Raw genomic sequence first — 14,885 nt, forward strand, 5'->3', positions numbered from 1 at the left:
CGCGGCATCGACCATCTCATCGGTGAGGCCCTCGCGGATCCGCTCGTGGCGGCCGTACGCCGAGATGACCTGGATGTCTCCCCGGCTCAGCGCAAGGGAGGTCTCCTTCTCCCTGGTTGGCGAACCGATGGATCTCCCTCAACTCCGGGGCGTCCGTACGCCGGTCGACGAGGAGTGCGAAGGCTCCGCCTGCATCCACGGACTGAAGTTGGTGCGGGTCACCGACCAACAGCACCTTGGCGCCCGCAACTGCGGCGATCCCCGTGAGCCGATCCAGCGTCACCGTGTCGGCGAGAGTCGCCCCGTCGACGATCATCAATTGACTCCGGCGGAGTTCGGTCCGGCCGTGGTCGTACTCGTGGAGCCACTTCGACGCGTTCTCGCACGCGACGCCGAGGTCGTCGGCCAGCGCCTGGGCTGCGGCGGCAGACGGGGCCAGACCGACGACACTCCCCCGCCCGTGCTCGCTCATCCAGGCCGCGCGGAGCGCTCTCATAGTCGTGGTCTTGCCAGCCCCGGCGGGCCCGACGAGAAGGTCGGCCTGGCGCCCTGAGTGACAGACGCTCTCCACCGCACGCCGCTGCTGCACGGTCAGTGAGACCGTGCCATGGCCTTTTGCTCGCCGAGCGATCCCAGCTGACACCGTGGGCGCGGTCAGCTTCTCGGCGCGTGCCAACAGTCGCGCTTCGGCCTCGAGCACTGCGATCGAGGAGTACTTCTCGCCATGCCGCGGACGGAACCGGCTCGTGCCGTCCTCGCGCTGGAACCGGACCGGGCTGAGGGCGAGCTCCGGCGGCGTCAGGACTACGGAGCGTGCCTGGGCCGCGTCCACGATGAGGCCGACGACGGCCTCGCGGTCCTCGGTCGTCGCGAACCTCAGAACCATGGTCTGCTTCGCCGCCTCGGCCATCAGGTTCCAGTGCGTCCACACGGCCCGCTTCACAGAGACCGCCGCGACCACCTCGGCACCGATCGCCTCGATCGCAGCCAGCGGCACGTCCTCCGCTGTCAGGAGGTCGCCCTCTCGACCGATCACCGACTGGCACCACCCGGTGGGCTCGGTCCCCAACCGCTCTGCGGCTCGTTGCCGCCAACCCGCGGTGAGGTCGGCGAGCGACCGGACCTCCTTCGCCGGGCGCGTAGCGAGCGTGGCTTGGGCCCGGAGCTCGACGATCGTCCTCGCCGAGGGCCTCCGGCCGTGGCGAGCGACGTACTCGGCGATGAGCTCGTCCTTCTTGAGCTCGATCTCGCGGGTGCGGCTGGAGAACTCGGCGATCAGGTCATCCGTCACGCCCGCGATCTCCCATCGAGGATTCCGGTCGGGTCCACGCTGCCTCAGCTCCCATTCGATGCCGAGGTCGCGCGACAGCCGGTCCGTCAGGAGTGCGTCGTAGTGCGCCGACAGGCCGGTACGTGAGGCGAACACCGGGCGTCCGTGGAGGCTGCGCCACCGGCCGTCCATGACGGTGAGGACCTTGTTGGCGATGACGACGTGGGTGTGGAGTTGCGGGTCGCCGGCCCTCGAGTCGAAATGGTCGTAGGCGACGGCGGCGACGCCAGCCACGTCGACCTGGGCCACGGCGCCGTCGGCATCGGAAATGCCGGCACGAGTGGCGGCGACCTCTCGTTCGAAGAGTGCCATGACGTCTGCGACTGCAGCGTGATGGGCGGCAACGATCCGCTCCTGGGTGACGGCTCGAGTCGCCTACTACGCGGCGCCGTACGACGAGGTCGCCCAGCTCGATCTGATCCAGGCGGAGAAGTCCACGGACGACGATGAGAAGGCCGACCGGGACCTGAACGAAAGGGTATTCAACCGCCGCGACGACGAACTGCCACCCATCGAACTACCGGAGCGCACCACTCAAGTAGTCCGCGACAAGAACTGGGGCGGTCACGGGCCACGGCCGCGACGCACCGGGTAGCCGCGCTCGGTAAAGACGCGCCGAGGCCGCGGACAGGGACTGACCTGCCCCGGGACCATCTGTTTTCCAGCGGACTCGCAGAGAATTGCAGGACACTCGCTGGGTGACGGAACCCATCGGATCGGCCATGGCTGACGAACCTGGCGAGTCAGAGCCGACCCACACGAGGAAGCTCAAGGGCCGTAGAGCTAGGCGGCGGATGCTGCTCGCTCTTGCATCAATCCTCCTGGTTGTCGCTGGCGTGGCCATCAAGTTCAGTCCATGGGATGGCGGGAGCCCCGGCGACGACGCCAAGGACCGAGAGGCTTCTTCGGCGTCCGTGTCCGACTCGGACGGCGATGGATTGGACGATGAAGTAGAGGCGTCAGGGTGGACCACACAAGCTGGAGAGAGTTTCCGGACGGACCCCAGCAAGATGGATACGGACGGCGACGGTTTGTCTGACGGTCTTGAAGCTGGCGCTCGCGTTGCGGGCCAAGGGGACGGGAACGTCTATGTCGGCTACTCCAATCCGCTGACGTCTGACACGGACGGGGACGGGCTCGAGGACGGGGACGAGACGGACCTGACTCTGGATCCCCTCGACTGGGACACCGACGACGACGGTCTCGATGATGGGCCGGAAGTCGAGATGGTCGGGACGGATCCTCAGATCGCCGACACCGATGGGGACGGCTTCAACGATGGATTCGAGGATGCGAACTCCCAGGACCAGGGGTTGGATCCGTTGTCCCCGGACGTCAAGGTGAGCAAGACGGCCTATGCCGTGGACTTCGCGAAGGGCGCATTCCTGGGCGATCTCAATCGTGAGGACACTCTGGCTTGGCTAGCTGGCAACCTCTCTTCAGGCGGTGCCAGCCTCCTCCCAGGAGTGGGCTGGATCGTCGGCGGCATCGCTGACCTCCGTGATGCGATCGGATCGGCGATCCGATCGGACTGGGTGGGCTCCGGTTACAGCGCGATAGGTGTTCTCCCCGACGTCGGGGACGCTGTCGCCGTTCCCGGGAAGGCGGCCAAGTTCGTCGCTAGGAACCCCGAACTGGCTGCCGCAACCGTAGCCATCATCGTGGGGATCGCGAAGCTTCCCAACGTCATCAAGGTCAACGCTTCGAAGGCGATCTACAGGAGCTGGGACGACCTGCGGGTCGCCGGCGCCAGCGACAAAGCCCTTCTCCAACTCGGGAAGGGAAAGACGAACCTTGACGCAGTAGCAGCTGCCATGAAGCGACCAACCCACGTGAACGGTCCCCCCGCGACGTTCTTCCCAAATGGACCAGCGGGTGAAAGACACCTCGAGGCGACCCTGAAAGCAACAGGCTCCACGACCAGTACTCAGGTCGTCGCGTCGACCAGAGATTGCGTCGTAGTCTGCAACCTCACGGTTCGACGCTTCGATGTCGTCGCGGACGGCGTAGCTCACGAGTCAAAGGTCGGCTACAACGTCTGGAGCTCGGGGCTCTCGAGACAGATCGAATCCGACGCCTACCTTCTCCGGAGCGGAAACATCGAAGGCGTCCATTGGCACTTCTACCCAAGCGGCTACAGCAACAAGCTTGGGGCGAGCCCGAGGGTGCTGGACCGTCTGGAGGAGTTGGGTATCCCCTACACCCTTCACCTGCCTGCTTGAACCATCTCGAGTTCTTTCGGGGGAACGTGCCTGACCTGCGGAAACGCAACGTTCCCCCTGCGTTCCCCCTGGGTCAGCGTACGAGTGACCGCCCGACCAGTTTCGACACTGACCATGCCTGCGCATCGCGCTCGCCAACCGCGTCTTTCCACCGCGAGTTGGGCGCTTCAGGACCGAGGCTGCGACAGTCGTTCAACCTCGGCACGAAGGCGCATCACCTCGGCGTTCAATTCTTGGATCCTGTCGATGCACCACTGAACTCGCGCCGAGTCGTTCTGGACGGTCGTCGCCTGATTCTTGAGTGCCTTCGCGATCTCTCGCGTGTTCTTCTCGGTAGCAAGCCGCGCGTACGTGTTGGCACTACTGATGCCACCGCTGCTGAAGAGCCCCACTGCGCTGTCCCCTCGTCAGACGTTGACCGACTGTAGCGCGATGAGTGCGTCTTTCCACCGCGAATGACGCACGGCGACGCAACTCGAGACCGCTAGGAGTTTCGTGCCAGTGCTATTGGCCGGTCGCTTGTTGGCGGCGACGTGCTAGTGCCCGCAACCGTTCGGACGCCGCCCAACGGGCATGGCCTTGGCCCCTGTATCGCCCACGTTTGGGATCAGGAACTGCGTGATGGCAATACGAGCAACGTACCGTCGTTGTGCTTCTCGATCTCGATGACAATGTCGGTGGCCCGAGTTGCGGCGTTGTAGCCAGAGCTCAGAGCTCGGAGACGGTACGAGGTGTCAAGCAGGGTCTCGACCTGCTTGCGCGTCATGACTTTGTCGATGAGCCGCTTCGGCGGGCGCAGTTCGAGCGACGCCAGGCGCAGGAGCACTGTGTGCACGCGTGCCTCTAGCTCGTCAATCTTCCGCTGGTCCTCCTTGAGGCTTTGGACGAAGCTCCCGAAAGGGTTCGCCTCGTCGCTCTGACCGGCCTCTACGGCCTGCAGCACAACGACGCGGCGCTTGAGCGCGATGGCGAGCGCGGCCAGCGCGACGTGAGCGCGAAACTCGCCGCCATCGTCGGTCACTCCCGGGAACATCGTCTCGAGTTCCGACGCCTCGACGCGGTTCTCGACGACGGCGTCGAGGGCCGCCTCCCACTTCAACACGCGACGCTCGGCATTGCGGGTCGCGGTGCTGATTGAGTGAACAGCCGAGTCGAGACCGAGGGACGCGCCGATTCGGCCGCGGTCAAGCAAGAGAGCCGTCGCCTTCTCGATGGCGTCGCGGCAGCCGTCCAACTCGCTGCGCTCCCTGTCCAGGGCGTCGTTGTGAAGCTTCTCGAGTAGCTCAGTGATCTCCTCGATCGCTCTTTGACGTCCTTGGTCGGCATACGCGCTCGCACCGACGGCGACCGCCATCAGCACGAGAGGGGCGGCCACGGTCATCGCCGTGCCTGCTGCTGCGGTGCCTGCCGTGGCCCCGACCGCGGTGCCGGTCGCGCCAGCGGATGCGGCCGGTACAGGGACGAACGTCGCCTTCGCGACAACGGTCTTGGCGGTGCCACCGGCAAGGTCGCCGACGAGGTCGCCATAGAGGCCCTTGTCGGCAGCCTTGGAGGCCATCGGTTGGACCATCCCTTTGCCAAACTCGGCAGCCACCCTTGCCGGAACGACCATGCGGTAGAGCACCTCGCCCGACTCCGCGACCTGGGCGACCGCGGGTAGCTTCGGTGCGTCGGCGGCCACGAGTCGGGAGAGTTCTTTGGCGAGCGGGCTGGTCGCGTGGAGCGTCAACCCCGTCGACCGCTCACGGCGCGCGGGAAGCGGGTGTGCCTCCAGGGTTACCAGTGGCGCGGACGCGAACGCAGCCAGGGCGGTGCGAAGTTCGGTGAGGCGTTCGGGAGTGAGCCCGCCGTCGGCGGCCAAAGCTGGTACGGAAGCACCGTCCGCAGTGGATAGGGTCCAGATAGGCACCATCGTGCCGCCGGCGTTGTTCATACATCTCCTCGGTCAGGAACGCCACGTTAGCGGCCGGGACCGACAGATCCGGCGTGCGCGCCCTCGCCGGAGTGAAGCGCACCGCATCCCAGCCGACCGCCCAAGAGAGCGCCGACGCTGCCGCTAACCGCGTCGCCGCCACCTCGGCTGCCGAAAACGCCTTCACCTAGGCTAAGAAGACCGCGAAGCGCGCCCACAAGAAGGCCCGCGTCAAGGCCAAGCGTCACAACTCCTCCAAGGCCCGCAAGCGAGCCACGAAGAAGGCCAAGGCCGTACTCACCAAAAAAATCCGCACCGCCAAGGCAGCCCGGAACGCAGCCATCGCCACCGCCGAGACCGCATACCAGCACGCCCTCGCCCCGAAGATCAACGAGCAGCACTTCGCAGCCGAGACCGTGGGCCCCGGCACCGGCACCGTGCGCCCGGTCAACAAACCCTCCTGACACTTCACCGCCATCTCGAGGACCCTTGAGATGGCACCCGAAGGACTGTGCCAGTCCCGGAGGGGTGCACGCACTTCGACGAACCGCCGCATCCGCGGCGCGCCCAAGGGCCGGAACGGAGCGGATTCGGCCGATCCTCGGACGGCCTGTCGCGCCGGCACCTACGCTCTCGTCGCTAGCCACAAGCACCCAGGGGGACCTCATGACGCGCCGCACCACACCACATTCGGCTTGGTCGCTATTTCTCACCGCCGCCCTGGTGCTCGGGTCGAACGTGACCCTCACCGGCTGCTTCTCCGACCCGTGCGAGGAAGCGCACGGCGAAGGCTGGTTCGAGACGACCGAGAGAGACTCCGTCAACAACGCCGTGCTCTACCGCTGCTCGAACGGCATGTTCGAGATGAACAACCACCCCAAGTACGACTGACGGGGACCCGCGGAGCGGGGCTTTCCCGCGGAAGCCTCCCGACGGTGCCACTGAACGTACCGCACGTCTGATCGCAGGGATCCGGGCACCCACAAGGTTGGCCCGCGACGAGGGTCGCAGCGCCTGCCTGGCCCGCTGTCGCGGGCCGGGTTCAGTGGAGGCTCCATCAAACCCGGCACGCGACAGAGCCCCAGATGACGCCTCACACACCCAGACCACGGATCTCCGCCCAGCAGGCGCACCGCGGCCGACCTCTGCCCATCTACGTCAGCGTTGACGAGGCCGCAGCGGTCATGGCGGTCTCAGCCAAGACGATGAGGCGGCGGATCAGCGACGGCACGATCCCCGCCTATCAGTGTGGGTGACGCAACATTCCGATCCGGCTCGAAGACCTCGAAGCGGCGTTTCAGCGCATGCCCGCCGCCCACTGGTGACTGATCCTAAGACCACGTAGAGACCACGGCGCCCGAAATGAAAACCGCCTCTGAAGCCTGCTCTCGCAGGTCAGAGGCGGTTCAGGGTGCGGTGGGCGATACTGGGTTCGAACCAGTGACCTCTTCGGTGTGAACGAAGCGCGCTACCACTGCGCCAATCGCCCGCGTGGTGCGGCGGAAACACTAGCGCATGGCAGCGGCGGACTCACATCCGGGCCGGGTCACATGCCGGGAAGCTCGGGCACGACGCCGAACAGGCCCTGGACCTCGTCCCACCCGTCAACCGCGAAGTGGGGCCACCCGTAGGTGCCGAGGTAGGCCGACACCGCACCCGCCACCGTGACGGCGCCCAGCACCGCGAGGCCGATCCGGCGACGCCTGACCGCGGGGTCCATCTGGCGCGCCTTCTCGGTTGCACGGTGCGCGTAGTCGCGCAGTCGATCGACGACCCGGTCGGCCCAGTCCCACTCGGTGGAGAGGATGACGAAGCCGAGGATGATGGCGACGATGCCCGGACCGGGGGCGATCATCATCACCAGCCCGGCGACGATCACCACGGTGCCGACGCACGTGACCACCATCTTGGTGATCAGCCCGGTGACCGGGTTGGCGTGGGCGCGGGCGTGGAGCCGTCGCAACCAGTGCGGCCCGTAGTCGAGCTCTGGGGCGTGGACGCCGTCGTCGACGCCCTCGCGCGCGAAGACATCAGCGGCGGGACCCTTGGACAGCTCTTCGCTCACGGCGATGAGCCTAACGGGTGGGCTGGGTCTGACCGATCGGACACAAAGTCGAAGTTCCCCTATATAAATCTTGACGTTTACTACCCAAGAGTGCTTCGGGAATGCGTTACTACTGCATCAGGACAGCAGTGGAGGACATCATGGCGAGCAAGTACGACCGTCGAGTCGCTGGCGCAGTCGAGCAGGAGATCACGATGCAGTGCGTCGACTCCTTGGGTCGCGGGCACGATCTGGAGACCGTCTTCTCCTACCGCGAGGACGACCCGTTCGCCGTCACGATCACCTTCCTCACCCCGGAGGGCGAGCTGCCCTGGACCTTCAGCCGCGAGCTGCTGGCCGAGGGGGTCTGCGCCTCCGCGGGCGTCGGAGACGTGCACGTCCTCCCCAGCACCGACGAGCACGGGCGCGAGGTCGTGGTGGTGGAGCTCAGCTCCCCCGACGGCCACCTCGTGACCCGCGCGAGCGCCCGCGAGGTGCGCCGCTTCGTCCGTCGCTCGTTCAACGTGGTGCCCGCCGGCGAGGAGTCCCAGTTCCTGCGACTCGACGCCATCATCACCCAGCTGCTCGCCCACTGACCTACGCCTCTCGGCCACGCCCTCAGGGCGTCAGGGCCCGAGAATGGTCCCCCTGGTGGACTCACGGGTCGACGTCCGCCGCCTCCCGCTCGGCCCAGGTCCGCGCCGCCTCCCGGGTGACGGGACCCGGCGCGGGCAACGCACGGTCGTTCCACCGGTCCACCGCCTGCACGTCACGCGTGGTGGAGACGAGGAAGACCTCGCTGGCCGTGTCCACCACCTCCATGGGCTCGTCCACCTCCCGCCCGCCGAACCACTCCAGCAGCAGCGCGCGCGTCACCCCGGCCAGGCACCCCGAGGCCAGCGTCGGCGTGCGCAGCTCGCCGTCGACGACGTAGAAGACGTTGGAGCCCGTGCCCTCGCAGAGGTGACCGGCCAGGTTGGCGAAGATCGCCTCACTGGCCCCCTGCTCGTGAGCGTGAGCCAGGGCGACGACGTTCTCGGCGTACGACGTGGTCTTGAGGCCGGCCAGTGCGCCGCGCTCGTTGCGCGGCCAGGGCACGGTCACCACCTGCGTGACCGCCGGCGTCGGGTCCATGGGGGCGGCCACCACCACCAGGGTGGGCTCGTCGTGCCCCCGACCGCTCCCCAGGGGCGCCGCACCGGCGGTGTAGGTGATGCGCAGCCGCCCCAACTCCAGCGGCTCCGCCGCCAGCACCTCGGCGATCGCCTGGCGCACCAGACGGTCGTCGACCGGCGGCAGCCCCAGCCCTTCCGCGGACCGCGCCAGCCGCTCCAGGTGCCGGGTCAGCGCGAACGGCGTCTCGTCGACCACCTTCACCGCCTCGAAGACGCCGTCGCCCACGGTGAAGCCGTGGTCGGTCACGGCCAGAGCCGGTCCGGTCGGGTCCTCGAGGAGGCGGCCGTCGATCCAGGTGCGCATGATCGGCACTCTAAAGATCGCCGACCCGCCAGTGCCCCGGAACACTCCCTGCGGACCCCCGAGTTTGGCACCCCCCCGACCATCGGCTACTGTTCTGCTCGCACGAACGGCCGGTTCACCGGTTGTGAGCGCAGGCGGACATAGCTCAGTTGGTAGAGCGCAACCTTGCCAAGGTTGAGGTCGCGAGTTCGAGTCTCGTTGTCCGCTCGGAGAGGTCTTTCCACCGGTCCTTCCCTGGAGGACCTCACGCGGTGGGTTGGCCGAGAGGCGAGGCAACGGACTGCAAATCCGTGTACACGGGTTCAAATCCCGTACCCACCTCCACAAAATTCAAGACCTGGGCGATTGGCGCAGCGGTAGCGCGCTTCCTTGACACGGAAGAGGTCACTGGTTCAAACCCAGTATCGCCCACCAGCAGATTCACGCTCAGCACGGCCGGTTCCCGACAGGGAAGCCGGCCGTTCTGCATTCCCGGCCAGGGCCGCAACGGCCGGCCCTGGGTGAGCGCGACCAGCCCCCGCCCGGTCTCCCTGGCCGACGAGGGCGCCCGGCAACCGCGGTCAGCGCAGGACGAGCCCGCGGCGGGCCAGCTCCCCCACCTCGGGCACCTCGACGGCCAGCACGTCGCGCACCGCCCCCAGCCCGGCCGTCAGCGCGACCCGGGGCACCCCGCGTGCCGCCAGCAGCTCGGCGAGCCACGGCACGAACTCGGAGAGCACCGCCTCGTCGTCGACCAGGTGGGCGGCGGCGAGGAACCTGATGATGTAGACGAGGTCCTCCCGCGTCCGCCGGCCGGCCTCCGGGTCGTAGTCCGCGACGGCCGGTGCGAGACGCCCGAGCCGCTCGTGGGCGAGACGTGCCAGGTCCGGCGCCCGGCCCTCGAGCACGTCGTAGGCCGCCGGGACGGGCGCCGCCTCCGCCGTCTCCGGCGGCGCGTCCGCCCAGGACTCGAGGATCTCGGCCGCCGTCTCGGCCTGGAGGGCCCAGCCGTCGGCGCCCAGCGTCGCGGCCCGGCGCGGGTCCGACCCGAAGGCCCGGCCCCCGGCCAGGACCGGGATGGCCCGCTCGTGGGCGACGCCGGCGACCCGCCGCACCCCCGCGAAGGAGAGGGGCAGGCTGCAGGAGACGATCACCGCCGCTGCGGGCCGCCGGTCCAGGTAGGCCGCGACGTGGGCGGCCGGGGTCGAGGCACCCAGACAGCTGGCGTCCCAGCCGCGGAGCCGGAGGATCTCGGCGACCAGCTGCACGGCCAGCGAGTGCCAGTCACCCTCGGCGCACACCACCAGGACGTGCCCGCGGCTCTCCTCGACGGCCGGGACGCCCGCGACCACCGAGTCGAGCACCCTCGTGGTGAGTCCGGTGACCAGGTGCTCGTCGGCCACCGACCACTCGTTGCGCTGCCACCGGCGGCCCACCTCACGCTGCGCGGCACCCAGCAGGTCCAGGAGGACCGACTCCAGTCCCGCCCCCTGGTCGATCAGCCGGACGACGAGTCCGCGGGCCGCGGCGAGGTCGCCGGCGCGCGCCAGCTCGAGGTAGCGGTCCACCAGCGCGTCGGTGACCGCGCCGGGCGGCCGAGTCACGGGTAGTCCTCGGGATCGGCGGCGAACCAGCAGTCGCGCCCCGCCCGCTTGGCGCGGTAGAGGGCCCGGTCGGCGGCGACGACCGCCTCCTGGGCGCGTCCGTGGATCGCCGCCGTGCCGGCCGAGAAGGTCACCGGGTCGTGCCGGGTCGACTGCCAGGCCAGCCGGAGCCGCTCCAGGAAGGGCTGGGGCTCCGGGCTGCGCAGCACGACGAGGAACTCCTCGCCGCCCGTCCGGGCCACGTAGTCCGCGCTCCTGGCGGTCGCGGAGAGCGCCATCGCGAAGTCGCGCAGCACCCGGTCGCCGGCCTCGTGCCCCCCCGAGTCGTTGACGCGCTTGAAGTGGTCGAGGTCGAGGGCCACGATCGTCCCCTGGCGGATGCGCGGCAGGAGCCTGGTCAGCATGCGGCGGTTCCACAGCCCCGTGAGCGGGTCACGCGTCGCCTCGTCGGCGAAGCGCTGAGACCGGTCGAGCAGCTCCAGGGCCCGGTAGGCGTCCCGGACGAACATGGGGAGCTGTCGCTCCAGGGCTTCCCGCGCGGCGCTCCCGGGCGGCGCGGTGGCCAGCACCGGCGCTCCGGTGCCGAGCGCCAGGTCCACCGCCAGGGCGTCGGCGTGGTCGTCCCCCAGGGGTACGAGCGAGCCGCCCAGGTCCTTGACCAGGTCCCTGGCGGTGGCCAGGACGGCCTCGACGTCGGCGGCCCACAGCAGGCGTCGAGTCGCGTCGAGGACGAGCGACGACTGGTCATCGCCAGGTGGAGAGCCGACGGGCTCGCGCGGGCTGCTGTCTATGCCGCCATCATGGCAGAGCGCGGGCACCCTTGCGGGGTGCTGCACGCGGGGTCCACCACGGCGCTCCCTCATGGCGCGGCCTGGAACCGGACGGTGAAGACGGAGCCGCGGGGCGTGTTGTCGGAGACCAGGATCCGGCCTCCGTGCTCCTCGGCCACCGCGGCGGCGATGCTGAGCCCCAGGCCCGGGCCGGCGACCGGCAGGTCCTGGGAGGCGGCACCGCGGAAGAACGGCGTGAACAGGTGCGGGAGCTCGGCGCGAGGAACACCCGGCCCGGTGTCCGACACCTCGATCGAGGCCGTCCCCGCGAACTCCGCGACCCGGCAGACCGCACGGCCGCCGGGAGGTGTGAACGTCACGGCGTTCTCGACCAGCTGACGCACCAGCAGCTCGAGCCTCGCGGCCTCGCCGTGCACCACGACGGGGTGGTCGGGACACACCAGCTCCGGGACCACGCTGCCCGGTCCCGGCGGGTTCGGCAGGCTCGGTAGGCTCGTCAGCACGGACTGCGACACGTCGCGCAGGTCGACGAGTCCCGTGGCCGGGGTCCGCTCGGACTTGGTGTCCGAGAGCGTGACCAGGCTCTGGGCCAGGTGCTGGATCCGGCCCACGTTGCGCCGGATGGCATCGGCGAACCGGGTGCGGCGCTCCTGGTCGTCGACGCCGTGCTCGAGCAGCTCCAAGAACCCCAGGATGCTGGTCAGCGGGGTCCTGAGCTCGTGCCCTGCGGTGGTCACGAAGTCCTCGCGGAGCCGCTCGAGCTCGACCTGCCGCTGGGCCGCCTGCTGCTCGCGGAGCAGCGCCTGGGCCAGCAGCTCGCCGGTGCGCCGCTCCTCGGTCACGTCGAGGGCCTGCGCGAAGTACCCGCTGACCCCACCGGAGGAGCCGAGCAGCGGCTGAACGTTCACCGACAAGACGCGACGGCTGCCGTCTGCTCCTCTGATGTCCCACGAGCTGGTCGTCGCGACCGGCCCCCCGTCGGCCGGCACCCCCGCGGAGGCAGGGTCCGGGCCGGCCTCAGGCTCGGCCCGACGACGGTCGAGGTCCCCCAGGTGCACGGCGGGGTGGCGGCGGCGGTCGTACCGCGCGGGGTCCACCACGAAGAGCCCGGGGCCGGGCGGCACCCCGGCTGCGGACGCGCGTCGCTCCAGCTCGTCGGGTTCGAAGATGTCCATCGGGAAGGGCCTGCCGACGAGCTCGGCTCGCGGTCGCCCCACCAGGGCCTCGACCGCCGCGTTGCACCACGACACCACTCCTCTGGCATCGGTCGAGACGGCCAAGATGCTGCCGGGCACTGTTCTTCTCCTACGGACGGGGCGGTGTGACATGTGGGCGCGCGCGTGGCGACGTCAGGCAGCGAGTGCACCCTCGCACGGACCGGCGCACCCTGCGGGTCAGGGTGGGAGGCGTTCGCGGGGGACGACCAGCTTCCTGTGGCGCTGGTCCCCGGGCGCCTGAAGACAGCCGATCGTGCGGGTGATCAACCCGCACGGGCACGACGAGGACCGTGTGTTCGGTAACCCGGCTGACCCTGGTGGGCCCCGTGGCTTTGCGTCCCCGACTCACATCGGGTTTGCCCTTTCGCACTGACACCAGACGCGTGGCCTGTCATCAGGATCCGGTTCGCGGGTGCACCGCTCCCCGTCTCACCCGTCACGGTGTCACGGCCCCCTGCCACTGTCCGGCGAATCGCCCGATACGTCGCGGTTGTCCCGCCACCTACGCTCAGTCCATGAGGCTCCCCACTCCCGCCGTCCTGCGCCCCGTCCTCCGCCACACCCCGCTGCGCGGTGCGCGGGAGAAGGTCCTGCTCGAGCTCGACCTGGGCCGCGGCGTGGCCGAGAGCCCCCCGGGCAGTCCGGTGGAGGCGCTGCGGGCCCTGCACACCCCGCTGCTGCGCACGCTCGTCGAGCACCTCGCCGACGCGGCCACGGACCCGGACGTGATCGGCCTGATCGCGACCGTCGGCGACGCTCCCCTGACGATGGCGCAGTCCGCGGAGCTCCGCTCGGCCGTCGCCGCCTTCCGCGCCGCCGGGAAGTCGACGCTGGCCTGGAGCCCGACCTTCGGGGAGCTCGGCCCCGGCAACACCGGCTACCACCTGGCGGCCGCCTTCGAGGAGGTCTGGCTCCAGCCCAGCGGCGCGGTGGGCCTGGTGGGCTTCGCCGGCGAGGCGGCCTTCCTGCGCGGGGCCCTGGACAAGCTCGGCGTCCAGCCGCAGCTCTCGCAGCGCCACGAGTACAAGACCGCCGCCGACATGCTGATGCGCACCGAGATGTCCGAGCCGCACCGGGAGATGCTCACCCGGCTCCTGGAGTCGACCACCGAGTCCCTGGTCACCGACGTCGCCGGCGATCGCGGGCTGACCCGCGACGCCGTCCGGGCCGTCCTGGCCGTGGCGCCCCTGCGCGCCGAGGACGCACGCGAACGTGGCCTGGTCGACGTGCTCGGCTACCGCGACCAGGCCTACGAGGTGATGCGGGCACGGGCCGGGGGCGCCGAGCCCACGCTGCGCTACGTCGAGCGCCACGGCGCCGGCCGGTTCGACGGCCTCCTCCCGGAGTTGACGAGGTTGCCGGGCCACAAGCCGATCATCGGGCTGATCCAGGCCACGGGGCCGATCAACCTGGGGCGCGGGGACGGCGGTTCTCCGCTCTCCGGTGCCTCGGTCGGGTCTGAGCCGCTGACCGCGGCGCTGCGCGCCGCCGGTCGCGACGAGCACGTGAAGGCCGTGGTCCTGCGGATCGACTCCCCCGGTGGCTCCTACATCGCCTCCGACGTGATCCGGCGCGAGATCCAGGTGCTGCGGGAGTCGGGCACCCCCGTGGTCGCCTCGATGGCCTCGGTCGCCGCCTCCGGGGGCTACTACATCGCCATGCCCTGCGACACGATCCTGGCCAGCCCCGGCACCATCACCGGCTCCATCGGGGTGCTGGCCGGCAAGAACGTGCTGCGCGAGGGACTGGCCAGGATCGGGATCACCCGCGAGACCCTCGCCGGGTCCCCCCGCGCGGCGATGTTCTCCTCCAACCGCCCCTTCGACGACGACGAGCTGGCGGTGCTCGACGCCTGGCTCGACGAGGTCTACGCCGACTTCACCGCCAAGGCCGCCGCCGACCGCTCCATGGACGTCGAGCAGCTGCGCGCCGTGGCCCGGGGCCGGGTCTGGTCGGGCGCCGACGCCCAGCGGCACGGCCTGGTCGACACGCTCGGCGGCCTCGACGCGGCCGTCGACGAGGCCTGCCGGCTGGCCCGCGTCGACCGGCGCAAGACCGAGGTGCGCAGCATCCCGCGGCACCGTCCGCTGCAGGGCCTGTTCCCGCGGGAGAGCTCGGAGTCGGTCGAGGCGCGTCTCTCCCCCGCCACCACGGGCCTGCCCGCGCTCGCCGCCGGCCTGACGGTCGGCGAGGGTCCGGCGCTGTGGCGGCGGGCGCTGCCCGAGCTCGGCGCCCTCTGGGGCAGGCCGTACGCCGGGGTGCTGAGCCTGCCGCCGCTGCACCTGCCCGGCCTGCTCCCCGGCTGAG

Annotated in this window: 12 protein-coding genes, 4 tRNA genes and 1 riboswitch; of the genes, 8 read left to right on the forward strand and 8 right to left on the reverse strand. The window is 69.8% G+C overall.

The genetic code is table 11. The features are described from left to right. Positions 1-16 precede the first annotated feature (16 nt). Positions 17-1,678: a MobF family relaxase gene (gene mobF / locus AC4BGE_RS15785; protein ID WP_490575937.1), complete on the reverse strand. Its 1,662-nt coding sequence runs from the start codon at positions 1,676-1,678 to the stop codon at positions 17-19. 10 nt (positions 1,679-1,688) lie between these two features. Between mobF and AC4BGE_RS15790 the strand changes: the two genes are divergently transcribed. After that, the gene (locus AC4BGE_RS15790) at positions 1,689-1,925 is read left to right on the forward strand and encodes a hypothetical protein (protein ID WP_490575884.1); all 237 of its coding nucleotides are present in this window, start codon (positions 1,689-1,691) and stop codon (positions 1,923-1,925) included. A 127-nt stretch (positions 1,926-2,052) separates the two neighbouring features. Beyond that, positions 2,053-3,552, forward strand: a complete 1,500-nt coding sequence (locus tag AC4BGE_RS15795) for a hypothetical protein (protein ID WP_490575885.1) — start codon at positions 2,053-2,055, stop codon at positions 3,550-3,552. 607 nt (positions 3,553-4,159) lie between these two features. Here AC4BGE_RS15795 and AC4BGE_RS15800 read toward each other — a convergent pair. Continuing rightward, positions 4,160-5,485 (reverse strand): hypothetical protein, encoded by a 1,326-nt coding sequence (locus tag AC4BGE_RS15800; RefSeq protein WP_490575886.1) that lies wholly within the window; start codon positions 5,483-5,485, stop codon positions 4,160-4,162. Positions 5,486-6,130: 645 nt separating this feature from the next. Between AC4BGE_RS15800 and AC4BGE_RS15805 the strand changes: the two genes are divergently transcribed. After that, complete coding sequence (locus AC4BGE_RS15805; RefSeq protein WP_490575887.1) at positions 6,131-6,355, forward strand: hypothetical protein; 225 nt, start codon at positions 6,131-6,133, stop codon at positions 6,353-6,355. 526 nt (positions 6,356-6,881) lie between these two features. On the opposite strand, the gene AC4BGE_RS15810 is transcribed toward AC4BGE_RS15805, so the two are convergent. Then, positions 6,882-6,953 (reverse strand) — tRNA-Val (locus tag AC4BGE_RS15810). Positions 6,954-7,010: 57 nt separating this feature from the next. Continuing rightward, the gene (locus tag AC4BGE_RS15815; RefSeq protein ID WP_490571545.1) at positions 7,011-7,529 is read right to left on the reverse strand and encodes a PGPGW domain-containing protein; all 519 of its coding nucleotides are present in this window, start codon (positions 7,527-7,529) and stop codon (positions 7,011-7,013) included. Positions 7,530-7,669: 140 nt separating this feature from the next. On the opposite strand from AC4BGE_RS15815, the gene AC4BGE_RS15820 reads away from it, so the two are divergent. Next, entirely contained in the window at positions 7,670-8,104 is a 435-nt protein-coding gene (locus AC4BGE_RS15820) for an SsgA family sporulation/cell division regulator (protein ID WP_489966282.1), read from the forward strand. A gap of 61 nt (positions 8,105-8,165) precedes the next feature. Here AC4BGE_RS15820 and AC4BGE_RS15825 read toward each other — a convergent pair whose 3' ends face one another. Continuing rightward, positions 8,166-8,987 carry an aminotransferase class IV gene (locus tag AC4BGE_RS15825; protein ID WP_490575888.1) on the reverse strand — a complete coding sequence of 274 codons (822 nt, stop codon included), beginning with the start codon at positions 8,985-8,987 and terminating at the stop codon, positions 8,166-8,168. Between the two features lie 134 nt (positions 8,988-9,121). Between AC4BGE_RS15825 and AC4BGE_RS15830 the strand changes: the two genes are divergently transcribed. The 3 genes from AC4BGE_RS15830 to AC4BGE_RS15840 all read left to right on the forward strand — a co-directional run bounded on the left by AC4BGE_RS15830 (position 9,122) and on the right by AC4BGE_RS15840 (position 9,401). Continuing rightward, positions 9,122-9,194, forward strand: a tRNA-Gly gene (locus AC4BGE_RS15830). Positions 9,195-9,237: 43 nt separating this feature from the next. Then, a tRNA-Cys gene (locus AC4BGE_RS15835) sits at positions 9,238-9,311 on the forward strand. A 15-nt stretch (positions 9,312-9,326) separates the two neighbouring features. Then, a tRNA-Val gene (locus AC4BGE_RS15840) sits at positions 9,327-9,401 on the forward strand. Between the two features lie 146 nt (positions 9,402-9,547). Here AC4BGE_RS15840 and AC4BGE_RS15845 read toward each other — a convergent pair. The 3 genes from AC4BGE_RS15845 to AC4BGE_RS15855 are packed head-to-tail and all read right to left on the reverse strand — an operon-like array spanning position 9,548 to position 12,656. Beyond that, on the reverse strand, positions 9,548-10,570 hold the full coding sequence (locus tag AC4BGE_RS15845; RefSeq protein WP_490575889.1) for a cobalamin B12-binding domain-containing protein: 1,023 nt from the start codon (positions 10,568-10,570) through the stop codon (positions 9,548-9,550). Then, positions 10,567-11,406, reverse strand: a complete 840-nt coding sequence (locus AC4BGE_RS15850; protein WP_490575890.1) for a GGDEF domain-containing protein — start codon at positions 11,404-11,406, stop codon at positions 10,567-10,569. Before AC4BGE_RS15850 ends, AC4BGE_RS15845 begins: the two co-directional genes overlap by 4 nt. Before the next feature lie 23 nt (positions 11,407-11,429). Continuing rightward, complete coding sequence (locus tag AC4BGE_RS15855) at positions 11,430-12,656, reverse strand: PAS domain-containing sensor histidine kinase (RefSeq protein ID WP_490575891.1); 1,227 nt, start codon at positions 12,654-12,656, stop codon at positions 11,430-11,432. A gap of 217 nt (positions 12,657-12,873) precedes the next feature. Further along, a riboswitch (cyclic di-GMP riboswitch) is annotated at positions 12,874-12,949 on the reverse strand. Positions 12,950-13,093: 144 nt separating this feature from the next. Here AC4BGE_RS15855 and sppA point away from each other — a divergent pair. Further along, positions 13,094-14,884, forward strand: coding sequence for a signal peptide peptidase SppA (gene sppA, locus AC4BGE_RS15860; protein ID WP_490575892.1), 1,791 nt, complete (start codon positions 13,094-13,096; stop codon positions 14,882-14,884). The last annotated feature ends 1 nt before the right edge of the window (position 14,885 follow it).

It is taken from the genome of Nocardioides sp. Z50_6 (assembly GCF_058215755.1).

Bases quoted from the DNA above. Each gene is read 5' to 3' on its own strand.
- sppA (WP_490575892.1), top strand. From the start codon at position 13,094: ATGAGGCTCCCCACTCCCGCCGTCCTGCGCCCCGTCCTCCGCCACACC.
- AC4BGE_RS15820 (WP_489966282.1), top strand. From the start codon at position 7,670: ATGGCGAGCAAGTACGACCGTCGAGTCGCTGGCGCAGTCGAGCAGGAG.
- AC4BGE_RS15800 (WP_490575886.1), bottom strand. From the start codon at position 5,485: ATGAACAACGCCGGCGGCACGATGGTGCCTATCTGGACCCTATCCACT.
- AC4BGE_RS15805 (WP_490575887.1), top strand. From the start codon at position 6,131: ATGACGCGCCGCACCACACCACATTCGGCTTGGTCGCTATTTCTCACC.
- AC4BGE_RS15795 (WP_490575885.1), top strand. From the start codon at position 2,053: ATGGCTGACGAACCTGGCGAGTCAGAGCCGACCCACACGAGGAAGCTC.
- AC4BGE_RS15825 (WP_490575888.1), bottom strand. From the start codon at position 8,987: ATGCGCACCTGGATCGACGGCCGCCTCCTCGAGGACCCGACCGGACCG.